At 71.4% G+C, this 25,135-nt stretch carries 20 protein-coding genes; 8 read left to right on the top strand and 12 right to left on the bottom strand.

All coding sequences use genetic code 11. The annotated features are described in order from the left end of the window. The first annotated feature begins 20 nt into the window (after window positions 1–20). The 5 genes from D4739_RS06795 to D4739_RS06775 all read left to right on the top strand — a co-directional run bounded on the left by D4739_RS06795 (window position 21) and on the right by D4739_RS06775 (window position 6,516). A complete protein-coding gene (locus D4739_RS06795; RefSeq protein WP_120059863.1) occupies window positions 21–2,453 on the top strand; it encodes a hypothetical protein in 2,433 nt (810 codons plus the stop codon). 90 nt (window positions 2,454–2,543) lie between these two features. Next, entirely contained in the window at window positions 2,544–4,025 is a 1,482-nt protein-coding gene (locus D4739_RS06790; protein ID WP_120059862.1) for a hypothetical protein, read from the top strand. After that, on the top strand, window positions 4,022–5,218 hold the full coding sequence (locus D4739_RS06785) for a sortase domain-containing protein (protein ID WP_120059861.1): 1,197 nt from the start codon (window positions 4,022–4,024) through the stop codon (window positions 5,216–5,218). Before D4739_RS06790 ends, D4739_RS06785 begins: the two co-directional genes overlap by 4 nt. A gap of 4 nt (window positions 5,219–5,222) precedes the next feature. Then, window positions 5,223–5,897, top strand: a complete 675-nt coding sequence (locus tag D4739_RS06780) for a class F sortase (RefSeq protein ID WP_120059860.1) — start codon at window positions 5,223–5,225, stop codon at window positions 5,895–5,897. Between the two features lie 16 nt (window positions 5,898–5,913). Further along, window positions 5,914–6,516, top strand: coding sequence for a class F sortase (locus D4739_RS06775; protein WP_120059859.1), 603 nt, complete (start codon window positions 5,914–5,916; stop codon window positions 6,514–6,516). Window positions 6,517–6,523: 7 nt separating this feature from the next. Here the strand turns inward: D4739_RS06775 and D4739_RS06770 are convergent, their stop codons facing one another. Together D4739_RS06770 and D4739_RS06765 are read right to left on the bottom strand one after the other, a co-directional pair. After that, window positions 6,524–7,225 (bottom strand): NAD-dependent deacylase, encoded by a 702-nt coding sequence (locus D4739_RS06770; protein ID WP_120059858.1) that lies wholly within the window; start codon window positions 7,223–7,225, stop codon window positions 6,524–6,526. After that, entirely contained in the window at window positions 7,225–7,893 is a 669-nt protein-coding gene (locus tag D4739_RS06765; protein WP_120059857.1) for a hypothetical protein, read from the bottom strand. Before D4739_RS06765 ends, D4739_RS06770 begins: the two co-directional genes overlap by 1 nt. Before the next feature lie 57 nt (window positions 7,894–7,950). Between D4739_RS06765 and D4739_RS06760 the strand changes: the two genes are divergently transcribed. Further along, on the top strand, window positions 7,951–8,319 hold the full coding sequence (locus D4739_RS06760; RefSeq protein WP_120059856.1) for a thiol-disulfide oxidoreductase DCC family protein: 369 nt from the start codon (window positions 7,951–7,953) through the stop codon (window positions 8,317–8,319). Between the two features lie 7 nt (window positions 8,320–8,326). Here the strand turns inward: D4739_RS06760 and D4739_RS06755 are convergent, their stop codons facing one another. Beyond that, on the bottom strand, window positions 8,327–9,271 hold the full coding sequence (locus D4739_RS06755; protein WP_120059855.1) for a 1,4-dihydroxy-2-naphthoyl-CoA synthase: 945 nt from the start codon (window positions 9,269–9,271) through the stop codon (window positions 8,327–8,329). A gap of 17 nt (window positions 9,272–9,288) precedes the next feature. Next, window positions 9,289–9,687, bottom strand: coding sequence for a DUF4870 domain-containing protein (locus D4739_RS06750; protein ID WP_120059854.1), 399 nt, complete (start codon window positions 9,685–9,687; stop codon window positions 9,289–9,291). A 110-nt stretch (window positions 9,688–9,797) separates the two neighbouring features. On the opposite strand from D4739_RS06750, the gene D4739_RS06745 reads away from it, so the two are divergent. Next, a complete protein-coding gene (locus D4739_RS06745) occupies window positions 9,798–10,805 on the top strand; it encodes a hypothetical protein (protein WP_147384834.1) in 1,008 nt (335 codons plus the stop codon). Window position 10,806: 1 nt separating this feature from the next. Here D4739_RS06745 and D4739_RS06740 read toward each other — a convergent pair whose 3' ends face one another. Both D4739_RS06740 and D4739_RS06735 read right to left on the bottom strand, forming a co-directional pair. Further along, complete coding sequence (locus D4739_RS06740; RefSeq protein ID WP_120059852.1) at window positions 10,807–11,427, bottom strand: ACT domain-containing protein; 621 nt, start codon at window positions 11,425–11,427, stop codon at window positions 10,807–10,809. 64 nt (window positions 11,428–11,491) lie between these two features. Further along, window positions 11,492–12,118, bottom strand: coding sequence for an NADPH-dependent F420 reductase (locus tag D4739_RS06735; RefSeq protein WP_120059851.1), 627 nt, complete (start codon window positions 12,116–12,118; stop codon window positions 11,492–11,494). 95 nt (window positions 12,119–12,213) lie between these two features. Here D4739_RS06735 and D4739_RS06730 point away from each other — a divergent pair, with 95 nt between their 5' ends. Next, the gene (locus D4739_RS06730) at window positions 12,214–14,073 is read left to right on the top strand and encodes an elongation factor G (RefSeq protein WP_238473546.1); all 1,860 of its coding nucleotides are present in this window, start codon (window positions 12,214–12,216) and stop codon (window positions 14,071–14,073) included. Window positions 14,074–14,110: 37 nt separating this feature from the next. On the opposite strand, the gene thpR is transcribed toward D4739_RS06730, so the two are convergent. From thpR to recC, 6 genes are read right to left on the bottom strand one after another with little or no spacing between them, the layout of a single operon-like run. Then, window positions 14,111–14,695 (bottom strand): RNA 2',3'-cyclic phosphodiesterase, encoded by a 585-nt coding sequence (thpR, locus tag D4739_RS06725; RefSeq protein WP_120059849.1) that lies wholly within the window; start codon window positions 14,693–14,695, stop codon window positions 14,111–14,113. Window positions 14,696–14,733: 38 nt separating this feature from the next. Next, a complete protein-coding gene (locus tag D4739_RS06720) occupies window positions 14,734–15,879 on the bottom strand; it encodes an acyl-CoA dehydrogenase family protein (RefSeq protein ID WP_120059848.1) in 1,146 nt (381 codons plus the stop codon). Window position 15,880: 1 nt separating this feature from the next. Further along, complete coding sequence (locus D4739_RS06715) at window positions 15,881–16,618, bottom strand: hypothetical protein (protein WP_120059847.1); 738 nt, start codon at window positions 16,616–16,618, stop codon at window positions 15,881–15,883. A gap of 38 nt (window positions 16,619–16,656) precedes the next feature. After that, entirely contained in the window at window positions 16,657–18,357 is a 1,701-nt protein-coding gene (gene recD, locus D4739_RS06710) for an exodeoxyribonuclease V subunit alpha (protein ID WP_120059846.1), read from the bottom strand. Next, window positions 18,354–21,701 (bottom strand): UvrD-helicase domain-containing protein, encoded by a 3,348-nt coding sequence (locus D4739_RS06705; RefSeq protein ID WP_120061765.1) that lies wholly within the window; start codon window positions 21,699–21,701, stop codon window positions 18,354–18,356. The genes recD and D4739_RS06705 overlap by 4 nt, the downstream gene beginning before the upstream one ends. Window positions 21,702–21,730: 29 nt before the next feature. Next, window positions 21,731–25,087 (bottom strand): exodeoxyribonuclease V subunit gamma, encoded by a 3,357-nt coding sequence (gene recC, locus D4739_RS06700; RefSeq protein ID WP_120059845.1) that lies wholly within the window; start codon window positions 25,085–25,087, stop codon window positions 21,731–21,733. Between the last annotated feature and the right edge of the window lie 48 nt (window positions 25,088–25,135).

The following is a 25,135-nucleotide window of genomic DNA, read 5'->3' as shown; positions in this document are numbered from 1 at the left end:
CCATGACCATGAATCCCTGGATGAAGCGGTCCGTAGGGACCGGCTTGGCCGTCGGGGGCTTCCTCCTCCTCGGCGTGGGCACTGCTCACGCCGAGGACGGGGGAACGACCCCTCCGCCGGACCAAGAGATCCTCGGGTCCGTCACGCAGCTGCTGGAAGGCGGTGGGGCCCTAGAGGGCCTCACCTCCACCGTCGGCACGCTGACCGGCTCGACCACCACGACGTACGACGTCCCCACGGTCTCCGTGAGGGAGCACGTCATGCCTCCGCCGAAGCCGGTGAAGGCCGAAACGATGCTCGCTACCCAGCTGGCAGCCCCGACGACCGGGGTCACCGCTCACTCAGAGAGCACGACCTCGGACGCCGACCTGGCTGCCGCGTCCGGCCCTGCGCCGGACCCCCTGGCCTCCACCACCGACCCAGCGTCGGCACCGGGTGCCACCACATCGTCGACGTCGACGCCGGCGGACTGCGACTGCACCATCACGATGGGTACGCCGACGGTCAACGGCACCTCGGCGGGAGCGCCTGGCAAGGCTCAGGTTGCTGCCGACGAGCCTGTGGCGGTCGCCGTACCCGTCTCGAACACCGGCGACCTCGCCGTCACCGGCCTGACTGTCTCCGGTCCGGGCGGGGCGATGGCGTGTGACGCAACGACGCTCGCCGTCGATGCGTCGACGACGTGCAGCGGAAGCTACGCGCCGAACGCCGGGGAGCAGAGCGCACCGATCTACGCCGACGGCTCCTTGCCCGACGGAGGAGACGTGTCCAGCTCTGCGCTCCTGTTCGTCACTGGTCTCGCCGGTGCAGCCGGCTCGGCCGGGACATCCGCCGGAACCACCGGGGGCACCACCCCTGTCGCCGGTGGGTCCCCGGACGAGGACTGCGACTGCAACCTGACGGCCGGAACCCCGACCGTCGGCGGCAAGGCTGCCGGCGCCCCCGGCAATGTCGAGGCACCGACCGGATCCGCCGCCACGCTCTCGATCCCGGTCTACAACTCGGGTGACAAGACCGTGACAGATCTGTCTGCAACCAGCCCGGAAGGCCCGCTCACGTGCGCCGACTCCGAGCTGGCTCCTACCGAGGCGACTGCCTGCTCGGGACAGATGCAGCCGGAGTCCGGCGACCAGGTCGTTCCGATCACTGTGTACGGCGTGACGTCCGAGGGTGGAAGCACCACCACCCACGGCACTGCGTACGTCACCGGTGTGCCGGACGGCTCCACGCCTGGCTCGACTGACGGCTCCGCACCCACCGACGGCACGGACGGGACCGACGGCTCCACGCCTGGCTCGACTGACGGTGCCGATGGCACGGACGGCAGCACCACGCCGACCGACGGCTCCACGCCTGGCTCGACTGACGGTGTCGACGGCACGGACGGCAGCACCACGCCGACCGACGGCTCCACGCCGACTGACGGCACCGACGGCTCGACCGACGGGTCCACGCCTGGCTCGACTGACGGTGCCGATGGCACGGACGGCAGCACCACGCCGACCGACGGCTCCACGCCGACTGACGGGACCGACGGCTCCACGCCTGGCTCGACTCACGGTGTCGACGGCACGGACGGCACGGACGGCACGGACGGCAGCACCACTCCGACCGACGGCTCCACGCCGACTGACGGCACCGACGGCTCGACCGACGGGTCCACGCCTGGCTCGACTGACGGTGCCGATGGCACCGACGGCTCGACCGACGGGTCCACGTCAACCGACGGAACCGACGGCACCGAGCCGCTGGCAATCACCGACCCGACTGTCAACGGCAAGAGCGCTGACGGTCTCGGCAAGCTGAGCGCCGAGGCGAACAGGCCGGCGACGATGCAGTTCAGGGTCGCCAACACCGGCAACGACGAGATCACCGACCTGTCGGGCCAGGCTGGCTCGGAGGAGATCCGCTGCACTGAGACCGACCTCGCTCCCGGCGAGACGGCCACCTGCAGTGCGCGGATCGTTCCGCAGGAAGGCGCTCAGTCCACGCCGATCCAGGTGTCGGCTGTGACGGTGGACGGCGACCGTACGACGGCCAGCCGGACGGTTGCCCTGCGTGGTGTCGCTCCGGCGGCGGCCGCTCCGGGGGCCACGTCCGGTGGCGTCACGAGCGGCACTCCGTCGACTGTCGACACCGGATCCTCGGTGGGCACGGGCAGCTCGGTGGGCACCGTTTCCTCGGCCGGTGTCGCCGGCTCGGGTGTGCCGGGCGGCGTCATCGTCGGCGGCGTACCTGCCCCGACCGGCCTGCAGCAGCAGGTCGATCCGTCCGCGGGCGCGTTCCCGATGCCCCGCGGCGGCGTGGGCACGGGCGGCGGCGGTATGGCGGTCGACGTGCCGGTCCTCACCCACGGGCAGGACGACGAGGGCAACGGCCTCGTCTGGCTGCTCCTGATCGCAGGCGCCGGTGCCGTCACGGCACAGCGCGTGCGCTCGCGCCGCTCGCGCTGACACGCGAGATCCCCCGCTGACGGGGTGCGGCCCCTCCCTCCCCTCCCGCCGCACCCCGTCAGCTCCCCACCACCTCATTGAGAGGCCCCCATGACGCTCTCCACCGTGCAGCCCGCGACGAACGCCGCGGAGCGCCTCGTCAGCGACGAACAGCTCGAGGCAGCAGGGATCCCGGTCACCCGCGTCGTGTTCGCGACGATCGGCGGCGGTCTCGGGTCGTTTGCAGTGGTCGACCGGCTCCGGATCGCCGGCCTACCCGCCGAGGACATCGCCGTGGTCGGTGCCCACCAGGGGCCCGGCGCGGCGTTCTTCGCACGCTGCTCAGCGCTCGGACTCGACGATGACAGTCGACTGCGCAGCGAGTCGGCCGCGCGCATCGACAACCTCTGGGGCTTCCCCGGGTACGCCGGCCACGAGGCCCGCCGTACCCGCAGCCTCCGTCCGCTCACCCGCCTCCTCCTGGAGGGCGCGCTCGGCGAGGGGTACAGCCCCACCGTCGGGATCGTCCGCCAGGCGCTCGATCGCGAATCCCGCCGCATCGGCTGGCGCCGCATGACGAGCGGCTCACCGGCGGAGTACCTCTTCAAGCGACGCGAGGGCGGGTACTTCGCGATCTGCCGTGAGCGCGGCAAGCTGGTCGCGATCCGCTGCGACCACATCCACCTGGCCACGGGCAGCCCGGGTCCGCGCGTCACGCCGGAGGTCGCGGCGTACCGTGCGGCGTTCCCGGACAGTAGCCGTCTGAGCACGGCGTACGACGACAACACGGCGGCCCTCGACACGGTCGCGAATCGCGGCGGACACGTGATCGTCCGCGGCTCGGGGTCAGCCGCGCTGCAGCTCCTGGAGCGGCTCACGAAGGCGCGCGCACGCCACGGACGCGACGTCCACATCTGGCACGTGATGCGGTCCTGGCCGGACGGGTCGAGCGGCCGCGACGAGGCCCTCGGCTTCCGTCATCAGGCGCTCGACTTCCCGCGGTCGGCCTGGAGCGGAACGCTCCGCGACGAGGTCGCCTCCCTCGACGAGGCCGAGCGGCTGGACACCATCGAGCGTCTCGGCGCCCCCACCGTCCGCCCGCGCCGGAAGGGCATGGACCTGCTCGAGGCGGGCCGCCGCGAGGGCTGGTACGACGCGGTGGTCGGCGAGATCGACTCCATCACCGAGGCGGGCAACCGGTTGTCGACCGTCGTCCGTCTCCAGAACGGCAAACGGATGACGGTCTCCGGGGACCACTTCTTCGACGCCACCGGCCTCGACCCTGAAGCACGTCACCATCCCCTCGTCGCCGACCTGCTCGCCTTCAGCCCGGTCTCGACCAACCGGCTCGGCGGTCTCCGGGTCGACGAGAGCTGGATGGTCGAGGGCGGTGCGAGCGGCGACGGCCGGATGTTTGCGACCGGCAGCACCGCTCGCGGCGCCCACCACGGGCCAATCGACTCGTTCCTGGGCCTGCAGCAGGCGGCCCTGTCGGTCGCCGACGCGTTGGCCGAGGCCGGCGTCGGGGATCAGCTCACCCCGCTGCGCTCCGCGCGTGGATGGTTCCAGTGGATCGGAGGGAAGTCGCTGTGACTCCCACACTTGCCGGACGGCTGCAGACGCGGCTGGCACTCAGCCTGCTCCTGGGTGTGCCCGTCGCCGTGCTCGCCGCCATCGTCCTGGACACACTCACCCTCGGCGGTGCCCTTCTCGGCCTCGTGGTGATCACCGGGCTCGGACTGGGCTGGGACCTGCTCCACAACGCGCTGCAGGAACGCCGCTGGGACGGTGACTGGCCGCGCGTCTTCACGCTGCTGTCGTGGCTGCCCGAGGCCGCCTCCTCCTGGCTCGTGCTGCGCGCCTTCGACGCAGCGGCGCCGCTGGGCACCCATCTGGCCTACTTCACGATGGTCTGGGGTGCCGTGCTGCTCGGGCGGGCGGTCATCCTGCCGGTCCTGCTGCCGAGGTGGCGGCACCAGGGTCAGCGGCTGGCGGGTGCAGTGCCCTCCACCACAGTCCCGGCGACCACGCCCTCTCCCGAGGCGGCGCCGCGCCAGCTCGGCGCCCGCACACTGTTCCCCCGGCTCCAGCCGACCCAGCAGCGGCTCGCCACGCTCGTGCTCTTCGTCGGGGTGGTGGCGTCGGTCGTCCTTCTCGCCCCGCTCCTCGAGCGTGACGACACCTCCCCCGCTGCGAACGACCCGCGTCTGGCGAACGGCGAGGGATTCCAGTCGACCAGCAAACGGAAGACCCATGTGCACGAGGATGGCGACGTCCACGTGCACGGCCCGGGCGGCGACGCTGCGGACGGCACGGCTGGCGGGGGCGCGAAGCTCGCCACCTGGGACACCCGCGCACGTCTCCGCCCGGCGTACGTCGAGTTCCGGGCGGGGCGGGTGGCCACGCCACTGCGGAAGGCCCGGATGACCGCAGAGGGTGTGCTCGTGACGCCCGACCCGCTGCAGGCTGCCTGGTTCGGTCAGGGTGCGGCGCCTGGCCAGCGCGGCCCCGCGGTCCTGATCGGCTCGCTCGACAGCGTCTTCGCTGGCCTGCACCACGCGAAGCCCGGTCAGGCGCTCCGGGTGGTCCGCGCTGACGGCAGCCAGATCGACTTCACGGTCGACCGCGTGACCGAGGTCGACGCCCGCTCCTTCCCGACACAGAAGGTGTACGGCGCCGACGACGACCCGCTGCTGCGCCTCGTCGGGTACGACGACGACTCCGGTCGCAACACCATCGTGTTCGCTCACGCGGTGTCGATGGTGGAGAGCCCGGCGGAGGGGTGACCGCATGAGCACCAACAGCCCGCTCCGCCCGCCCGCGCCGCACCCGTCGATGGCCGTCGGACTCGGCGTGATCCTGCTCGCCGTGTCGACGCTGGTCGGGCTGATCGTCGCCTGGTCGTTCCTGCCGTCGCAGACCGGCGGAACCGCAGGTTTCGACCGACCTCGCACTGCGGCGGCCGAGGCAGAGCGCCCCGACCGGCCGGTGAGCGCGCCGGTCCCGTCGGAGCCGGTGCGGCTCCGGGTGCCGCGGATCGGGGTCGACACAGGCCTGATGAGCCTCGGACTCACCCCGAGGAGGGAGCTCGAGGTCCCGCCGCTCTCAAAGGCGGACACGGCCAGCTGGTACGACCGATCCCCGAACCCCGGCGATGTCGGACCGGCGATCGTCGCCGGCCATGTCGACTCCCGGACGGGTCCGGCGGTCTTCTTCCGGCTTCGTGAGCTCCGCCGCGGCGACCGCGTCCTCGTCGACCGGAGCGACGGCCGTCGGGCGACGTTCACCGTCGACCACGTCGACGAGGTCGCCAAGGACGCGTTCCCCACCCGGCGCGTGTACGGCGCGACCCCGCGGCCCGAGCTCCGCCTGATCACCTGCGGCGGCGACTTCGACGCAGCCGCCGGTCACTACCTGGCCAACGTCGTCGTCTTCGCCCACCTGACCGACCTCACCCCCGCCTGACCCACGGAGGCTTCCCATGCCCACGACCACCCTCAGCCGTCCCCGCCGTTTCGCCACCGCCGGTGTCGCGGCCTGCCTCGCCGCTGGAGTCGGCGCGATGGCGTTCGGCGCCGGCGCCACGACCACCGCTCCCCGGGAGTCCGCACCACCGGCCGCAGCGGCTGCCGGGGCACCGCTCCCGGCCTCACCCCCGTCGCGGATCGTGATCGAGCGGCTCGACCTGGCCACCAAGGTCCACGAGCTCCGGGCGGCATCCGGCGGCACGACCCTGACGCTCCCGCCGCTGCGCGCGACCGGCTGGGACGCCACCTCCGCAACACCCGGCCAGGTCGGCATCACCGTCGTCACCGGCTACATCGCGCGGACCGCGAAGCAGCCGGGCGCACTGCATGGGATGAGCAGGCTGCGCGAAGGCGACGTCGTGACCCTGCGGCGACAGGATCGCCGCACGGTGGACTACCGCGTGACCGGCGTCGCCTACTACCCGCAGGGAAAGTTCCCCGCCGCCGAGGTCTTCGCCACGACGTCTCGTCCCGAGCTCCGCCTGATCAGCACGGGCGGTCCGCTGCACCCGGGCGATCCGCTCGGAAACGCGGTCGTGACCGCCGTGGCCGACTGACGCTGCGTCAGAGGTCGACGCCCGAGGCGAGCACCTCGTCGACCCATCGGGGCACGAGGTCACCTGCCTTGCCGTGGCGTGCCTCGTCGAACCAGTGGGTGCCCTCGCTCGGTTGCAGGTTGAGCTCCAGCGAGCGGACGCCGTTCGCGCGTGCCTCCACCACGAACCCCGCGGCCGGGTAGACCGCGCCCGAGGTGCCGACGGACACGAACAGGTCAGCCTCGGCGAGCGCCCGGTAGATGCGCTCCATCTCGTAGGGCATCTCGCCGAACCAGACGATGTCGGGCCGCAGCTCGCGCACCCCGCAGCCGGGGCACGGCGGGCGAGAACTCAGCTCGTCGGCCCAGCGGTAGCGGTGGCCGCAGGCGCGGCACAGCGCTGACAACAGCTCGCCGTGCATGTGGAGGACGTCGTGCGATCCCCCGCGCTCGTGCAGGTCGTCGACGTTCTGGGTGACCAGCAGCAGGTCGTCGCCGAGTACGTCGCCGAGCCGGGCCAGCGCGGTGTGGGCCGGATTCGGCGTGACCCGCTTGAGCGCAGCACGCCGGGCATCGTAGAACTCCTGGACCAGACCGGGGTTCGCGTCGTACGCCTCGGGGGTGGCCACGTCCTCCACGCGATGGCCTTCCCACAGGCCGTCGGCGTCGCGGAACGTCGGGACTCCGCTCTCGGCCGAGACCCCGGCGCCAGTGAGGACGACGACCCGCATCAGCCCAGCTTCGACGCGTCGATGACCTGGTTCTTCGCGGGTGCCTTCGGCTCGACCGGCTCATCGAACTCGGAGAACGTGATTGAACCCTCGTCGCCGACGTCGGCCTTCACGACGTAGTGCGGGTCGTCGCTGAGCACGTAGAGCGTGCCCTTCGAGTCGTCGGTCGTGGTGAAAGCGACCTTCACGACGTCCTTGCCGTCGATGGGCTCGGCTTCGCTCACCTTGCCGTAGCTGTCGTCGTCCGAGTTGATGTCGTCGAGCATCCCGTCGAGGTCGCAGATCTGGCCGGCCATGCCGCCGAACGCGTCCTCACCGCCGATCCACTTGCCCTTGGCAGCCTTGGCGACCGCTCCCGCGCCGCTCGCAGTCCAGAATGCCTCGTCGGGCCGCACGAAGGACGCGCCGTCAACCCGGATCAGGTCGAGCTTGCCCATCGTGCCCAGCCCGATCGAGCCCGTGCAGTCGCCATCGGTGTTGAGGGAGAGATCCAGCTCGAGCTTGGTGCCGTCCTGCTCCACCTCGCCGCCCAGGTGGACCGACTTGAGGCCGGACATGGCCGCCTTGACGTCCTTCTCCACCTGCTTGGCCGACGTGTCGGCGTACGAACTGCAGGCGACGGCGAAGGGCAGAACGGTCGAGACAGCGAGTGCTACGGAAAGGCGCATGCGGGGGATGCTGTCAGGTGATGGGGCGATCTGGCCAGCGCCGCCTAGGCTGAGGACATGACCGGAACCGTCCTGTACGACGCCGACTGCGGCTTCTGCACGACCACGGCCCACTGGCTGGAGCGCCACGGTAGCTGCGCGGTCACCCCGTGGCAGTCAGTCGATCTCGAGGCCCTGCACCTGACCGTCGACGACGTCACCACGGCCGCCTGGTGGCTCGATTCCTCAGGCCAGGCAACGGCATCGGGTGCACAGGCAGTCGCGGCCGCGCTGCGGACCTGCGGTCCCGGTTACCGGTTGCTCGGGTGGCTGATGACGCTGCCGGTGCTGCGCCTGCTCGCCGCGGTGGCCTACCGCTGGGTGGCCGCCAACCGCTACCGGTTGCCGGGTTCGACCGACGCCTGCCGCATCGACAAGCCCCACTGACCGAGGCTCAGTAGTACCAGGGGTACGGCGACCAGTCGGGCTCGCGCTTCTCGAGGAACTGGTCGCGGCCCTCCTGCGCCTCGTCGGTCATGTAGGCGAGGCGGGTGGTCTCGCCGGCGAAGAGCTGCTGGCCGACCAGGCCGTCGTCGAGGAGGTTGAAGGAGTACTTCAGCATCCGCTGCGCCGTCGGGGACTTGCCGTTGATCTTGCGGCCCCACTCGAGCGCGACCTTCTCCAGCTGCGCGTGCTCGACGACGCGGTTGACGGCGCCCATGGTGTGCATCTGCTCGGCGTCGTACTCGTCGGCGAGGAAGAAGATCTCGCGGGCGAACTTCTGGCCGACCATCTTCGCGAGGTACGCCGAGCCGTAGCCGCCGTCGAACGAACCCACGTCAGCGTCGGTCTGCTTGAAGCGCGCGTGCTCCTTCGACGCCAGCGTCAGGTCGCAGACGACGTGCAGCGAGTGCCCGCCGCCGGCCGCCCAGCCCGGGACCACGCAGATGACGACCTTCGGCATGAAGCGGATCAGCCGCTGGCACTCGAGGATGTGCAGCCGCGCGAGCTTGGCCTTGTTGATCACGCTCGGGTCCTCGGCGCCGGTTTCGGCAGCACCGATGGCCTTGTCCTCGTACTGATAACCGGCCTTGCCCCGGATGCGCTGGTCGCCGCCGGTGCAGAACGCCCACTTGCCGTTCTTGGCCGACGGACCGTTGCCGGTCAGGATCACGCAGCCGACGTCGGCGCTCATCCGCGCGTGGTCGAGCGTGCGCAGCAGCTCGTCGACGGTGTTGGGCCGGAACGCGTTGAGCACGTCGGGCCGGTCGAAGGCGATCCGGACGGTGCCGTGCTCCTTCGCGCGGTGGTAGGTGAGGTCGGTCAGGTCCTCGAACCCGGGCACCTCGTCCCAGTCGGCCGGGTCGAAGATCTCGCTCACGCCATCGATCGCACTCATGGAGCGCAGGCTATCGGTCAGGAAACGAAGCGGATCGTGAAGGGCGGGTCGTACCACTGACCCTGGCTGTTCTTGACGGCAGCGATGACGTGCAGGGCGACCATGACCACCGCGACGACGGGCCACAGGACGAAGCCGATGCCCAGGGTCAGGACGCCCACGATCACGACGCCGACGTACCAGAGCAGGCCGTTGAGCTGGATGTTCATCGAGTTCGCGGCGGCGCGGCGCACGAACGGGCCGCGGTCCTTGTACATCAGGTAGACCACGAGCGCGGCGACGAAGCCGAGCGTGCCGACGCTCAGCACCGTCGCGGCACCGGTGATGACGTGGGTCCCCACGGCCCAGGTGCGTTCCTGCTCGGGGGTCAGGGGTGCGTTCGGGTTCGGGTGGACGGCATACGGGTTCTCGGACATGTTCTCTCCTCATCGGTGCTTCCAGTGTGCTCGACCGGTCCGCGCCGCGACTCAGGCATGACCCCGGACCTGCCCCTGATCCGTCCCTGAGCGCCACGTACGCTCGACACATGACGCTCGCGGAGCAGTTGCTGGATGCCCAGGTCGCCTGGGCCGTGGACCTGCTCACCGGATCCGGGCTGGAGGAGCAGGTCGCCAAGGACGTCGACGAGGTGCTCGCCGCGACCGGCGGCCTCCGCCTGGACCAGCTCGTCGCCCCGGACGAGGTCAAGCGTGTCGCACGCCGGCTCTTCGCGACCGTGCCGGGCTCGACCACCGCCGACAACGTCGTACGCCGCGCGGCACAGATCGTCCATGCCGGGCCGGAGACGCCCTTCGTTCCGAGCGAGGCGATCGCCCGCGAGCACGTCGAGGCGATCGTCAACGAGGTCCTCGGCGCCTCACGCCTGGCCCACCGCACGCTCGACGAGCTGGCCGAGAGCCCCCTGGTGGCCGCCGCCGCTTCGCGCTTCGTGTCCCGACTGGTCGGCGAGGTGCTGGCAGCCAACAAGGCCGTGGCGGACAAGATCCCGGGCATGGGCTCGCTGGTCTCGTTCGGCACCAGTGCCGCGTCGAAGGTGAAGGGCGCGGCCGACAAGCAGTTCGAGGGCTTGATCGGCGCCACCGCAGGACGCGGCACGACCTTCGCGGTCAAGCGGCTCAACAAGGTGATCCTGGAGACCCTCGCCGACCCGGCCACCCAGGCCGCGGTGATGGAGGTCTGGGACCTCCACGCCGACCGGCCGTTGCCTCCCCCGCACACGTTCGTGGACGAGGCCGATGTGCTGCGCTTCGCCGGCGTGCTCCAGGCGGCCGCGGCCTCGGCCGCGCCGACCGAGCCGGTGGCAGTGCTCGTCGATGCGCTCATCGACGGCTTCTTCACCGTCTACGCGGAGTACCCGCTGACGATCCTGCTCGAGGAGCTGGCGATCACCCGCGATGACCTCGTGGCCGACGCGCAGTCCTTCGCCTCGACCGCGCTGCGTGCGGTCCACGCCGACGGGCAGCTGGAGCCGGTCGTGCGCGCGCGCCTCGCGCCGTTCTACTCGTCGCCGGCCGTCAAGGCCCTGCTCGGCTGAGTCAGCCAGCGCGGCTGATCGAGACCGCAAGGGCGGTCAGGTGACCCAGGCGGGCCAGCTCGGAGTCGAGGATGTCGGGCCCACCGCGGCGCCCGATGACCACGAGCTCGCCGTCGATCAGCGGAACCGCTGCGAGCACGTTGTTCTCGTCGAGCGACGGGACGTGGCTGGCGCGGGTGATCTCGTGCCAGTCGACGTTCTCCGGAGCGGCAGCCGTGCCGTGCAGGACCGCCGTCGAGCCGTCGGCGTTGCGACGCAGGCGCACACCCCAGTCCGCACGGAACGTGGCGGGGAGCAGATCGATCAACCGGTCGAGAGCTTCGGCCGGGTTGGCCGTGAGCTCCTCAACGGCCTCGAGGTCGAGGAACAGGTTGCCGCCGGCGGCGTAGCGCGAGATCCAGATGACCCGCACCCCGTCGAGGGCGTTGCACGCCGAGACGATCGAGTCGGGCATGGTCGTGGGCGCTGTTTCGAGCAGCACATCGTCGACTGCGGTGCCGTCGGCACGGTGCTCGACGATCTCGATGGCCTCGATGTCACCGCCGGCCTCACCGATCGCCGACGCGACCCTGCCCAGCGAACCGGGGATGTCGGGCAACTCGACGCGGAGTAGGAACGGCATGCCATGACCCTAGCCGCCCCCTGTTTCGCGGGCATTGCCGCTCGGCCCGCGAAACAGGGGGCGGTCAGCGGACGAGCTTCAGGTTGAACTGTGCCGTGCCGAAGTTCTGCATGAGCCGCACCCACAACGGCAGCCACATCTCCAGCCCGCGAGCCGCCTCCAGCGCCTCGAACTCCACGATGTCGCTCCAGCCGAGGTCGTCGAGGAGCCCGCGTACGACGTCGCGCGCGGCCGCCTCGTCGCCAGCCAGGAAAATCGTCGTGTCGCCGTCCCCGAGCCCCGAAGGGTTGACCATCAGGCTGGCGTTGACGGTGTTGAGCGACTTCACGACCTGCGCCTCCGGATGAGCGCGCTGCAGCACCTCGGCCAGCGAGTCGGTGTCCTTGACGGTCAGGCTCGGCGGGAACCCGTTGGAGAAGTCGAGCGGGTTGGTCACGTCGAGGATGACCTTGCCGGTCAGGTCTCCGGCGGCGGCGAGGACCGATTCGGCGACCCCTCCGCCGACGGCCAGGACCACGACCGCTGCGCCCGCTGCGGCGCCCGCGAAGGTGGCCAGCGGCAGGGTGATCGCCCCTCGCGCTGCGGTTGCCTCGGGGTCGCGCGTGCCGAGGGTGACCTCGTGACCCGCCGCCGCGAACGCGGCACCCAGCGTCGTACCGACCATGCCTGTGCCCAGCACCGCAAGCTTCATGGCCCCATCCTGCCGACCGGTGGGGTCTTGCGCACCCGACACCACAGGAGTTGTCTGGATCCATGGCGAACGGACGCCCAGGAAACACCGTAGACGTGGCCACGCCGGACCTGATCCGCAACGTGGCCCTCGTCGGCCCGACCGGATCCGGCAAGTCCGCACTCGTCGCCGCGCTGCTCGGCGGGCACGACCCACTTGCCCAGGAGCGCTCGGTCTCCCTCGCCGTCTCGCCGCTGCTCCACGACGGCACCAAGGTCAACCTCGTCGACACACCCGGGTACGCCGACTTCGCCGGCGAGGTGCGCGCCGCACTGCGGGCGGTTGATGCGGTCCTGTTCGTGCTGCCTGCCAACGGCGCGATCGACGAGGCGGCCCGGCAGCTGTGGCGCGAGTGCTCGCAGACGCCCCGCGCGATCGTCGTGACCAAGCTCGACCACGCCCGGGCTGACTACGACGGCGTCCTGGCGGCTGCTCAGGCGGCGTACGGCGAGCGGGTGATGCCGGTCCTCCAACGGACCGATGCCCTCATCGAGGCGGTGATCGAGGAGTCCGAGGATGAAGGGCTGATGGAGCGTTACCTGGCCGGGGAGCCCGTCGAGGAGACGCAGCTGATGGCGGACCTCGAGCGGGCCATGGCACGGGGCACCTTCCATCCGGTGGTGCCGGCGTGCGCAGCGACCGGCGAAGGGCTCTCCGACCTCCTCGACCTGGTCGTGCGCGGCTTCCCGTCACCACACGAGCACCCGTCGCCCGAGGTGTTCACGCCAGCTGGTGGGCGGGCGGAGGCGTTGACGTGTGACCCGTCCGGCCCGCTCGTGGCGGAGGTGGTCAAGACCACCAGCGACAACTACCTCGGCCGGGTCAGCATCGTGCGCGTCTTCTCCGGCACCCTCCAGCCCGACCACCCGGTGCACGTGTCCGGGCACTTCTCCGCGTTCTTCGGCGACGGGTCCGGGCACGAGGACCACGACGAGGACGACCGGCCCACGATGCTCACGCCCCGCCTGATCGCCGGGGACATCGGCTCCCTGGGGAAGCTGGGCCACGCGGAAACAGGTGACACACTCTCCGACCCCGAGTCACCGCGCCTGCTCCGCCCGTGGGAGCTGCCCGACCCCCAGCTGCCGATCGCGATCGAGGCCGACACGCAGTCCGACGACGACCACCTCTCCGGAGCGCTTGCCCGGTTGGCTGCCGAGGACCCGTCGCTGCGGATCGAGCGCAACGCCGAGACCCACCAGGTGGTCCTGTGGGTGCTCGGCGAGGCCCACGCGGAGGTGGCGCTCGGACGCCTGCGCGACCGTTACGGAGTGAGCGTTTCGCAGGTGGACCTGGTGATCCCGCTGCGCTCCACCTTCGCCGGACCCGCCAAGGGACACGGCCGCCACGTGAAGCAGTCCGGCGGGCACGGGCAGTTCGCGATCTGCGACCTGGAGGTCGAGCCCCTGCCGCGCGGTTCCGGGTTCGAGTTCGTCGATCGTGTCGTCGGTGGCGCGGTCCCGCGCCAGTACGTCGCCTCGATCGAGAAGGGCGTCGTCGCCCAGATGGCCCGCGGCATCAGCGACGGGCGCCCGCTGGTCGACCTCCGGGTCACCCTCGTCGACGGCAAGTCCCACAGCGTCGACAGCTCCGACATGGCCTTCCAGAGCGCAGGTGCGCTCGCTCTGCGCGAGGCGGCTGAGGCCACCGAGCTGATCGACCTCGAGCCGTACGACGAGGTGTCGGTCCTGATCCCCGATGACGTCGTCGGCGAGGTGATGAGCGATCTCTCCGCGCGCCACGGGCGCCTGCTGGGCAGCGAGCAGGTCGGCGCCGGCGGGCCGGGCGGGAGAACCCTCGCGAAGGCGCTGGTCCCGCACCGGTCGCTGGTCCGCTACGCGATCGACCTGCGGGCAGCAACGCATGGCGTCGGCACCTTTACCCGCACCTTCGCGTCGTACGAGCCGGTGTCGTAGGACTCCCGGAATCGGCACAGGTGTGTTGGTCAGTCCATCAACCCAGGGGGAAGGTCTCCATGACCTCGTAGCGGGGTCGGCCGCGGGGGCCCTCGCCGAGGTGGGACGCGATCAGCGAGATCTCGTCCACGCGCCATACCGGGCCGGCATAGGCGTCTAGCAGACGCACCCAGTTGCTGACCTCTTCGGGATGGCCGAGCCGCGCCACCGTCAGGTGGGGGCGAAAGCGCTGCCCGTCGACCGGTGCTCCTGCTCGAGCCAGCGCCGCCCGAGTGCCGGTGCTCAGGTGTGCCAGCCGCTCGTGGACGTCGCGGTTGGCCGACCCGTCCCCATTCGTTCCGGCGACGCCCGCGTAGAGCACCCGCGCTCGCGCCGGATCGGGAAAGGCCCCGCCACCCGCAACCCGGACATCGAAGGCCGACCGCCGCCCGGCAGCGCGCTCGAGCCGCTCGTAGACCTCGTCCAGCGTCCGCTCCGGCGCATCGCCCGAGAAGGCCAGGGTCACGTGCCACTGCTCGGGTGCCGACCAGCGGAAGGCCGCGACCTCGCGGCGTACGTCCAGAAACGCGTCGAGGTGGTCCACCACATCCTGTGGCGGGACCACCCCGACGAAAAGCCTCATGCCTCCAGTGTCCCGGAGGCACGCAACCGGCTAGCTGATCAGAAGCCGATCTCGCGGCCGATGAGCTCCTTCATGATCTCGTTCGAACCGGCCCAGATCTTCGTGACGCGGGCGTCGCGCCAGGCGCGGGCCACGCGGTACTCGTTCATGAAGCCGTAGCCGCCGTGGATCTGGACGCAGTGGTCGAGGACCTCGGACTGCGCCTGCGAGGACCACCACTTGGCCTTGGCCGCGTCGACCGCGGTCAGCTCGCCACGGGTGTGCGCGTCGACGCACTTGTCCATGTAGGTCTCGCAGACCTCGATCTGGGTGACCAGCTCGGCCAGCAGGAACTTGATGTGCTGGAACTTGCCGATCGACTGGCCGAAGGCCTGGCGGTCGTGGGCGTACTTGATCGTCTCCTCGAGGATCTGCTTGGCGTGGGCCGTGTTGGCGACCGCGCACGCGATGCGCTCCTGGGCCAGCTTCACCATCATGTGGATGAAGCCCTTGTTGAGCTCGCCCACGATGTCGGCGTCGGTGAGGCGGACGTTCTCGAAGAAGAGCTCAGCGGTGTCCGACTCCTCCATGCCGACCTTGTCCAGCTTGCGGCCGCGGCTGAAGCCGGGGGCGTCGGCCGGGATCGCGAAGAGCGTGATGCCCTTGGGGCCGAGCTCCGGAGCGGTGCGGACGGCGGTGATCACCAGGTCGCAGGAGTAGCCGTTGGTGATGAAGGTCTTCGAGCCGTTGATGACCCACTCGTCGCCGTCGCGGACCGCGGTGGTCTTCAGCGCGGCCAGGTCGGAGCCGCCGGAGGGCTCGGTCATGCCGATCGCGAGCAGGCACTCACCCGAGGCGACCTTGGGCAGGTACTTCTGCTTCTGCTCCTCGGTGCCGAGCTCGACGAGGTACGGCGCGGTGATGTCGGAGTGGATGCCGACGCAGGTCGGGAGCGCGGCGTTGACCTTGGCCAGCTCCTCGGCCAGAACGGCGTTGAAGCGGAAGTCGTCGGCGCCGGCGCCGCCGTACTCCTCGGGGATCGCGAGGCCGAGGAAGCCCTGGGCGCCGGCCTCGATCCAGAACTCGCGCGGCAGTGCCTTCGCGGCGATGTAGTCCTCGCCGTTGGGGATCACGGAGCGCTCGAGCCAGGTCCGCACTGCGCTGCGGAAGTCCTCGTGGTCCTCGTTGTAGATCGTGCGCTTCATGTCACTCCGCCTCTCGGGTGGGGGCCAGGTCGATGACCTTGGCATCAGCAGGCAGCGATGCGTCGACGGGCTCGTCGAAGTCGCTCAGGGTGAAGGTGCCGGCGTCCTTGCCGCCCTTCGTGGTCAGTTTCAGCAGGTGGTGGGGGGCATCGGTGGCGATCCAGGCGGTGCTGGTCACACCGCCCTCGGAGGAGGTGATCGCCACGGCGGACTCGCCGTCGACCTCGGACTCCTTGCCCTTGGTGGCCGCCTTGGCGTCACCGGTCGTGAGCGTCGGAACGATCACCTTGAAGTCGCACTGCGGCAGGAAGTAGCCGGCCCCGCGGGGCGTGCGCACCCAGGCGTCCTCGGCGACAGCCATCATCTGAGCGGCCTTCTCCGGGCCGACGAAGGCGTTCCAGAAGAGCTCGTCGCCGGTGACGAACGAGCCACTCGCAGCCTCGACGACACTGCCCTTGCCGCCCCCGGCCTCGATGCCGCCGGCGCAGTTGCCGTCGGAGTCGAGCGAGACGGTGAACGTCATCTCCTGCTCGGGGACGTCACCGGTGATCGTGAACGACTCGATGCTGCCCATGTCGGTGGCGGTCGCACTGCGGATCTCGGCGACGGTCTGACGGGCGAAGGAGCTCTGGGGCTCGGCGGTATCGGCCTTGTCGGGCTGATCGTTGCCACATCCGGAGGCGAGCAGGGCAACAACGGCCAGACATGCTGTGGCGGCATACGCGCGCGGTGTGCTCATGGTCGTCCTCCTGGAAGGCTCCGGGTAGCGATTACCCGTCAGTAGGTTAGCGATCCCGAGAGTCGCCGGGTAAGCCCGCTCGCCCGGTGGGCTCGGCGGGTGATTGCGGCGCGTAGCGCATCTTCGGACCCCACGATACGTACGACGCCGCTCGCGCGCGTGACTGCGGTGTAGAGCAGCTCGCGCGTCAGCAGTCGCGAGTCCTCGTCCGGCAGGACGACCGTGACCTCCGCGGCCTGGCTTCCCTGGCTCTTGTGGATCGTCAGCGCGTGCATCGTCTCCACGTCGGCGAGCCGGTTGGGGGCGAGGTCGATCGGCCCGGCGGGGCCCGCGAGGACCACGCGTGCGCTGCCGCTGCCGGCAAGGACCACGACACCGGTGTCGCCGTTGTGCACGCCGAGCGCCAGGTCGTTGCGGGTCACCAGCAGCGGCCGGCCGGCGTACATGCGATCGCGGAGCGGGTCACCGGTGGCCTCGCTGAGCCACCGCTCGATGCGGTGGTTCCAGTAGCTGACCATGTCGCGGTGGGCGCACAGCAACCGGTGCCGGTCGAGCGCCGCGAGCGCTCCTGCGCTGTCGCCGGCGAGGGCCCGTTCGTGGACCGCGAGCGCCGCGGGGAGAGCCGCCTCGCGGATCGCCTCGTCGCTCGCCTGCAGCCAGCGGACCTCGTCGTGGCCAGCCCCCAGGACTGCGACCGCCGCATCTGCGTCACCGGCACGGAGTGCGGCCGCGAGCTCGCCGATGTGGGTGCCGTAGCGCCGCACCGTCTCCAGCTCCGCGACCGGAGAGTCATCGCGACCGCGGTAGCCCCTGACCAGATCGCCGAGCACAGCACCCGCCTCCACTGAAGCAAGCTGGTCGGGGTCACCCACGAGGACCAGGCGTGCGTCGGGACGGACCGCTTCGAGCAGGCGGGCCATCATCGTCAGCGACACCATCGAGGTCTCGTCGACCACCACGATGTCGTGCGGGAGCCGGTTGCTGCGGTCATGCCGGAACCGGGTCTGGTTGTCGCGGCGGAAGCCGAGCAACCGGTGCAGCGTCATCGCCGGCAGACCGACCTGCTCCTGCAACCGGGCGGCGGCCTTGCCCGTGGGAGCACTCAGTGCAATGCGCGCGCCCGGGCCGACCTGCTCCGCCAGCACCTCGAGCAGGTGCTTGACGGTGGTCGTCTTGCCGGTGCCGGGGCCACCCGTCAGCACCGTGGTCCACCGGGTGGCGGCGCCGGCGCAGGCATCCCGCTGCTCGGCGTACCTCGTGTCGGGGTAGAGGCGGGCCAGGGTCGCGTCGAGAGCGGCGCGGTCCACCGCCGGCGCCGGGTACGCCGCGCGGGCGGCGAGGTCGTCGGCGACCTGCTGCTCCTGGCGGCGGTAGCGCTCGAGGTAGAGCAGCCCGTGCTCCACGGCCAGGACCCCCTGCGTGACGAGCGGGCTCGAGCTGAGCGACTCCAGCCACGAAGCGGGATCTGGCCAGGGCAGGTCGGGGGCGACCCCCAGCTCACCGGCGACCTCATCGAGTGCGAGGCAGATCGAACCGTGGCGCACCGCGCGGACGGTCAGCGCAAGAGCGAGCGCGGCCTGCGGGTCCTGCTCGCCGGCGATGGCGCAGGCATGGCGGGCGACGTGGACGTCGGCGGCTTCGAGCACGCCTGCTGCGTTGAACGTCGCCAGCAGGCCGGATGCGCTCAGCGCACGACGGGTGTCGACGGGGTCGTCCGACTCCCAGATGCCGGTGGTCATGCGGTCCTCCCCTTGGCCGGGCCGTCGCGCTTGCCATCCAGCAGGTCCGAGAGGGCCTCGACCAGTGCCACGGGCGGCTGCCACGCGAAGACACCACACGGCTTGCCGTCGACCCGCGGGGTCTCGGGACCGGCCAGTCCACGGAGGTACAGGTAGAGCACTCCGCCGAGGTGGACCGCGGGGTCGTAGCCGGGCAGCCGCCAGCGCAGGTAGCGGTGCTGCACGACGACGTAGAGCAGCGCCTGCAGCGGGTAGTCGGAGTGCCCCATGGCGTCGTCCAGCGCCTCGGGCCGGTAGGCGAGCGTGCTCAGGTCGGCACCCATCTCCCCCAGCCAGTTGGTCTTGTAGTCGACGGTCAGGTATCTCGTGATGCCGTCGACCTCGACCCGGAGCACGACGTCGATCGAGCCGGTGAGGTAGCCCTTGAGCGACTGCCCGCCGAGAGCCGGGTCCTGGAGCGCCGACGTGTAGCCGCGAACCGGATCACCCTCCGGCAGGTGCTGCTCGAGGAGCGGCACGAGGTCGCCGAGCGTCACGTCCCCCGCTGCGGCAGTGGCCGCGGTGGCGAGGTCGCCTCCGGCGAGCGGTATCTCGAAGTCCAGCTCGCAGAGCCGGTCCTTGCGTGTGATCTGGCGCAGCGTCGCCTCGCCGGCGAGCGGTCCGAGCGGGGTGTCGCAGACGGCGACCAGGGCGTCCGCGAGCTCCTCCCGGTCGAGCGGCACCGGCCACCAGACCAGCTGCTCGTCGATGTGGTGGAGCAGCTCGGCGCGGAGGCCGCCGTCGCGGCCAGGCGCCGTCGGGTCGGTGTGCTCGAGAACCGCGTGCACCAGCGAGCCGAACGTGGCGCCGACCGGCAGCCCGGCCATCGGCGAACGGACAGCGGCCGCGCCGGCCGCAGCCAGCGCCGCGGGCTGGGCACCATCCGGCTCGTCGTCGCGCGGCACGACCTCCGGCTCACTGAGCGCCGCAGCGCCCGAGGAGGGCGAGCTCGACTCGACCGCTGTGAGAGCGGAGTACGACGTGCGGCGCCACGCCGTGTCGATCGAGCGGTGGAAGGCGCGGACGGCCAGCTCCTCGCTGGACACCGGCAACGACTCGACAGGCACGGATGCCCAGAGCGCCGGTTCCCACACCGGCCCCGCGTTGGCGGCGTACCAGTCCAGCTTGGCAACGAGCGTGTCGTCGACCGGTGCGGAGTCGGGGACCGCGGCGGTGCCGGGACGCCGACCGAGCAGCAGCCGGTGCAGCGCCGAGGTGGGGGCGTTGCGCGAGGCGGGGGCGTACCAGGCGACGACCTGCGACTGGGCGCGCGTCATCGCGACGTACAGGAGGCGGAGGGTCTCACCGGAGTCCTCCTCCTGGTGTCGGCGCAGGTCCTCGGTCCAGCCGGGGCCGGGGCCGCCGACGTTGCGGCAGCGGGCGCCGTCCGGGCCGTGGAAGAGCGCGACGTCGGGGTCGCGCGGGAAGCGGTCCCAGAGGGTAGGGAGGTAGACCACGGGGTACTCCAGACCCTTGCTGCCGTGGATCGTCACGAGCTGCACGGCGGCGGCGTCGGAATCGAGCCGGCGGGTGCGCTCACCGGCACTGTCGGTGCGGTCGTCGGCGATCTGCTCACGCAGCCACGCGGTCAGCGCGACGGGGCCGAGACGCTCCTCGGTCGAGACCTTGTGCAGCACCTGGCCGATGTGGCGCAGGTCGGTCAGCATGCGCTCTCCGCCGACGCACCCGAGCACGCGGGCGACCAGACCACCCGCAACGGCGCCCTCGAGCACCGCAGCGACGCCGCGCGCGACGACGAGCTCGGACCAGTCGCGGACCTGCTCGGCGAGCGCGTCCGTCAGCTCGTCGCCACCGTCGGCGAGCTCCTCGACCGACCGGCCGATGAAGGCGGTCAGCGCCGTCGAGCGCACCCGGGCGGACCGGTGCGGCTGCTCCAGTGACTCGAGGAGGGTCAGCCACTCGATGGCGGCCGGAGTTGCGAAGACGCTGCCGTTGCCGGCCACCACGGCAGGCACTCCCACGGCTGCGAGGGCACGCTGGATGTTGGCCAGGTCGCTGTGCTTGTGGGCGAGGACGGCGACGTCGCGGGGCTCGATCGGGCGTCCGTCGAAGGTCGCCCCCGAGGTCAGCAGTCGCTTGATGTCACGGGCCACGTCGGGCCACAGGTGGTCGCGGAACGCCGCCACCGGCACGGCCCGGCGCCCGTTGCGGCCGAGCTCCTCGGGACGCAGCACCCGCAGGCGGAACGGATCGCCCGCACCCTCCAGCCGGCTGGACTCCTGGGACGCGCGGACTCCGTGTACGACGATGCGCGGGTCGCCCAGCGCGGCACCCTCCAGCACGGTTTGCAGCCTTGTCAGCAGCGCGGCATCGGAGCGCCAGTTGACGTCGAGCGTGGCCTTGGTGGACGCGGTCTCGGCCGCGGCCAGGTAGGTCGTGACGTCACCGCCACGGAACGCGTAGATCGCCTGCTTGGGGTCGCCGATCAGCACCATCGTGGCGACACCGGAGAAGGCGCGGTCGAAGACCTGCCACTGCACCGGGTCGGTGTCCTGGAACTCGTCGACGAGCACCACGCTCCATCGGTCGCGCATGCGGGTGCGCGCAGGGGAGTCAGGAGAGATCAGCGCATCGGCGAGCTGGCCCAGCAGGTCGTCGTAGCCGAGCAGGCCGAGGCGGCGCTTGCGGGTCGCGAACTCCTTGCGCACGGCCTCGGCGAAAGCCACGCGAACGCCGGCGGTGATCTCGGGACCGGCGGCGGTCGGCTCGAGGCGGGCGCGCGGATCGGCGGTGGCGGCGCGGGCGAGGGCCAGGGCCTCCTTGCGGCTGAACGCCGGCTGGTCGTCGCTGCCGGCGTAGCGCCGCAGGTAGAGGTCGTCGGCCACCTCGACCAGCAGGTCATCGAGGTCTTCGACCAGCTGCGCGCCGGCGTCGGAGTCACCCGCGACGCCGAGGCTGCGCAGCACCTGCTGGCAGAACTGGTGGATGGTCGCGATCGTCGCGGCATCGAATCCGGTGAGGGCCTCACGGATGCGGCGGTGGCGCAGCGCGATCTCGTCGGGGGCGCCGTCGAGCAGCAGGTCGATCAGCTCGCTGTCACCCGCGTTGTCGCCCGAGGCGAGGCAGCGCTCGGCCTCGACCAGCTGGGCCCGCACCCGCTCGCGGAGCTCCTGGCTCGCGGCGCGGCCGAACGTGACCACCAGCATCTCCTCGAGCCGCGCATGACCCTCCGCAACGAAGCGGGTGACGAGCGCGGCGATGGTCCAGGTCTTTCCCGTCCCGGCGCTGGCCTCGAGCAGGGTCGTGCCGGTCGGCAGTGGCCCGCGGATATCGAAGGCCTTCATGGCGCTCACCTCGCCGCTCACCTCGCCGCTCACAGTGCCCTCACCAGCTCGGCACCGTTCACCAGCGGACCCCACATGCGCCACGACTGCTCGGCGAGGCCCGCCTGGAGGAGCGCGTCGAGCGGGGCATCAGCACCCCAGGCCCGGACGTGCCACGGGTCGGCATCCTCGCCGCTCATGCCGAACGGGTGGAACGGGTCGGTCTTCCACTCCTTCTCGGCCCTCGTGTCCGGATGGGCGTCAGCACCGCGCTCGAGTCGGCCGAACTCCTCGGCGTAGGCCAGGGCGGTCTTCGGCGGGAGTGCGAGCGGGGTGCGCTGGCCGGTCAGGTAGAGATCGAGGACATCGGCCAGCCAGCCCTCCGCGCGTTCGTCGAGCGGACCCCCGAGCGCCCGCTGAGCACCCGAGCCCTTCCGGCCAAGGGCATGGGAGCGCCACATCTCGTCCGGGTGGCCGACGGTCAGCGCGAGCAGGTCGAGCCAGGCGGCGTAGCGCTGCTTCGGCCCGAGGCTCGAGTAGGTGACCGTGACGATGTCGTTGCCGAAGACATCGGACACGGTGCCGGTGAGCCGGACACCGTTGAGCTCGACGTCGATGTCGATCGTCCGCTGTCGCGCACTGCGCAGCTGCTGGGCGTTGGCGACGAGCGGCTGGACGCGGCGTACGACGTCGCGCAGCTCCCGCTGACCCAGCTGCCCTGGCGGAAGGAGACCGCGCAGGAGCTCGGCGGTCATGCCGTTGGCCGGGCTCATGCCGGCGAGCACGTCGCGCACCAGGCGGTCGCCGACACCCCACTTCTGCAGGCCGTCGAGATCGATGGGGACCGCGTCGGCGAGCGGGTCCGCCTCGAGCGGCGCGGCGAGCCCGAGCCGGTCGCGCAGGAAGCCGCGAACCGGGTGCGCGAAGAACGTCTTCAGGTCGGCCAGCGACACCTCGGTGACCGACGCCCCGGGCAGTGGCTTGGTCACCAGCGGGCCGGGCTGATCGCGGTGGCCACGCGACGCCTCAGCGCCCGCGAGCGCGGCCCGGTCGAAGCTGAACGGCTGCCCGGGCACCAGCCCACCGGGCGTCAGGTTGCGCGCATCGAACGGCTGCAAGGGGTGGTGGACGTGCAGGTCAGCGGCGGCGTCGACGGTCAGCGTGAGTGCATCGAGGAGCTCCCCGAGAGGCACGGCCGGCGGTCGCGGCGAGCCGGTGTGCTCGCCCGCACCGGTGTAGGTGACCACCAGCGTCTCCCGGGCCGCGAGCACGGCATCGAGCAGGAGCTGACGATCCTCGGCGCGGGCATCACGCTCGCCCGTGACCGGGCGGCGGGCCAGGACGTCGTCACCATCGGCGATGGTGCTGCGCGGGAAGACACCGTCATCCATGCCGAGCAACGCGACCACCCGGTGCGGCACCGAACGCATCGGCACCATCGTGCAGACCGTCAGCGTGCCGGTGCGGAAGTTGGACCGGCTCGGTCGTCCACCCAGGCGGCTCTCGAGCAGGGCCCGGACGTCGGCCAGACGCAGCTGGGTGTCGCTCGTGCCGTCAGCGCCGGCGGTGATCCGGGAGAGCTCGCGGTCGAACTGGGTGACCTGCCACGGCTCGTCCGCCCTGGTCAGAGCGGCGACGGCGGAGCCGAGCGCGGCCATCCAGTCCGCCACGGTCGTCGCGCGATCGGCGGCATCCAGGAAGGTGTGCAGCCGGTCGAGCATCTCGGTCAGGGCACCAGCGAGGTCGATGTCGCCCGAGCCGACGTCGTCGAGCGGCAGCACGGCGCCGACGTAGCGGTGGTCGTCACCGGAGAGCGCTACGCCGAGCAGCACGCGGTCGAGCCCGGAGTGCCAGGTGTTGGCACCGAGGTCGAGCCCGAAGCGCTGGCGGTGCGGACCGTCAAGGCCCCATCGCACGCCGGACTCCGCGATCCACCCGCGCATGCGATCGAGTGCGTCGTCGTCGAAGCCGAACCTGGCGCGCACCGGCTCCTCGCCCGCGAGGTCGAGCACCTGCGTCGCGGTCAGCCTGCTGCCGGCGAGATCGACCAGCGTGGCCGCGATGCGGAGCAGCGGGTTGGTGGCAGCGAGCGAGCGGTCGGCCAGCCGCACCCGCAGCTGGTGACCGGGGTGGGCCGCATCCCCGCCGACCTCGGGCAGCCCGAAGGCCGCTCCGATCAGGGGCGCGTAGGCCTCGACATCGGGACACATCACCAGGATGTCGCGCGGCTCCAGGGTGGGGTCGTCGGCGAGCAGGCCGACGAGCACCTCACGGAGTACGTCGACCTGCCGGGCCGGTCCGTGGCAGGCATGGACCTGCACCGACCGGTCCTCGGGAACCCTCTCCCGGGTGGCCCGTGTCGCCGGGTCGGGAACGGAGTCGCTGCGCAGGTCGTGCTGCAGCCACCCGAGCACCGTCTGCTGTGGACGCTCAGGCACCGTTGGGTCGCTATCCGGAGGATGGGGGACGCACCCGTGCCGGAGTATCGCGGGATCGACGAACGGGGCAAGCGTGCGCTGGAGCTCGCGGGCGTCGCGGCCGAGAGAGGCCAACAACGGGTGCTCGACCAGGAGCCCGGTGCGGTCTTCGTCGCGTGGGACCGGGCCGGCAGCCACCTCGGGCGCCAGCTGGTCCCACACGGCAGCAGATGCCTGCGGGAGCCAGAGGTGGACGTCGCGGTGCTCGCCGAGCGCGTGCAGCAGCTCCACCTCGCTGCGCGCGATGCGGGTGTGGCCGAACAGCGACAGCCGGGCCGGGAGGTCCAACCCGTCTCCCCCGGCGTGGAGGGAGGCAACGGCGGCGGCGTGGCGCTGGTCGGGACTGGGCCCGCCCACCTGCGCGACGAGGCGACGCCACAGCTCGGGCTGCCACTGGAGGTCATCGGCCAGGACTCCACCGACACCGTCGGCGGAGCGCCCCTCGCGCCAGTCGGCAACCAGCTGCGGCCGCTGCACGGCGTACGACGCGAAGAGGCCGGCGAGGCGCCGGGCCACCGCGTAGCGCCGGTTGCGGCGCAGGTCGTCGACCGCGGAGGTGATCCCGAGGTGGTCCGTGAGCACCGCGCACCACGCCTCGCCCGCGCTGGCGTCGATCACCTCGAGCAACGGCCAGACCAACCGGTCCGGCGCCCACGGATCCCCGGCGGGGGCATCGTCGGTGCCGAGCAGCATCGCGACCAGCGAGTGCGGGCTGGCGAAGTCCACGCCAGCGCACACACCATCGCCACCCCCGGCCCCGACACCCAGCCGGTGCGACAACCGCTGCGTGAGCCACCGCTCGACGCCGCGCGCCGGCACCACGACGAGCTCACGGGCGAACGGATCCGCCAGCGGCGCATCGGCAAGCAGGTCCGCCAGGCCATCGGCCAGGAGGTCCGTGCGTTCCGCGCGGTGGAGGAAGAGCGTCACCCGCGCAGGATGCCATGCGGGACCGACAGACCTGAGGGCGCAACGGCA

The organism is Nocardioides cavernaquae, from assembly GCF_003600895.1.
Lineage (GTDB): Bacteria > Actinomycetota > Actinomycetes > Propionibacteriales > Nocardioidaceae > Nocardioides > Nocardioides cavernaquae.
Note: the sequence above shows the minus strand (reverse complement) of the source record. Positions and strands in the feature narration are given on the sequence as shown.

Excerpts from the sequence above, each read along its gene's own strand:
- D4739_RS06790 (WP_120059862.1), top strand. The coding sequence starts at position 2,544 with ATGACGCTCTCCACCGTGCAGCCCGCGACGAACGCCGCGGAGCGCCTC.
- D4739_RS06795 (WP_120059863.1), top strand. The coding sequence starts at position 21 with ATGAAGCGGTCCGTAGGGACCGGCTTGGCCGTCGGGGGCTTCCTCCTC.
- thpR (WP_120059849.1), bottom strand. The coding sequence starts at position 14,695 with ATGAGGCTTTTCGTCGGGGTGGTCCCGCCACAGGATGTGGTGGACCAC.
- D4739_RS06720 (WP_120059848.1), bottom strand. The coding sequence starts at position 15,879 with ATGAAGCGCACGATCTACAACGAGGACCACGAGGACTTCCGCAGCGCA.
- D4739_RS06770 (WP_120059858.1), bottom strand. The coding sequence starts at position 7,225 with ATGCGGGTCGTCGTCCTCACTGGCGCCGGGGTCTCGGCCGAGAGCGGA.
- D4739_RS06760 (WP_120059856.1), top strand. The coding sequence starts at position 7,951 with ATGACCGGAACCGTCCTGTACGACGCCGACTGCGGCTTCTGCACGACC.
- D4739_RS06735 (WP_120059851.1), bottom strand. The coding sequence starts at position 12,118 with ATGAAGCTTGCGGTGCTGGGCACAGGCATGGTCGGTACGACGCTGGGT.
- D4739_RS06745 (WP_147384834.1), top strand. The coding sequence starts at position 9,798 with ATGACGCTCGCGGAGCAGTTGCTGGATGCCCAGGTCGCCTGGGCCGTG.
- D4739_RS06705 (WP_120061765.1), bottom strand. The coding sequence starts at position 21,701 with ATGAAGGCCTTCGATATCCGCGGGCCACTGCCGACCGGCACGACCCTG.
- recD (WP_120059846.1), bottom strand. The coding sequence starts at position 18,357 with ATGACCACCGGCATCTGGGAGTCGGACGACCCCGTCGACACCCGTCGT.
- D4739_RS06755 (WP_120059855.1), bottom strand. The coding sequence starts at position 9,271 with ATGAGTGCGATCGATGGCGTGAGCGAGATCTTCGACCCGGCCGACTGG.
- D4739_RS06775 (WP_120059859.1), top strand. The coding sequence starts at position 5,914 with ATGCCCACGACCACCCTCAGCCGTCCCCGCCGTTTCGCCACCGCCGGT.
- D4739_RS06750 (WP_120059854.1), bottom strand. The coding sequence starts at position 9,687 with ATGTCCGAGAACCCGTATGCCGTCCACCCGAACCCGAACGCACCCCTG.
- D4739_RS06765 (WP_120059857.1), bottom strand. The coding sequence starts at position 7,893 with ATGCGCCTTTCCGTAGCACTCGCTGTCTCGACCGTTCTGCCCTTCGCC.
- D4739_RS06780 (WP_120059860.1), top strand. The coding sequence starts at position 5,223 with ATGAGCACCAACAGCCCGCTCCGCCCGCCCGCGCCGCACCCGTCGATG.
- D4739_RS06715 (WP_120059847.1), bottom strand. The coding sequence starts at position 16,618 with ATGAGCACACCGCGCGCGTATGCCGCCACAGCATGTCTGGCCGTTGTT.
- D4739_RS06740 (WP_120059852.1), bottom strand. The coding sequence starts at position 11,427 with ATGCCGTTCCTACTCCGCGTCGAGTTGCCCGACATCCCCGGTTCGCTG.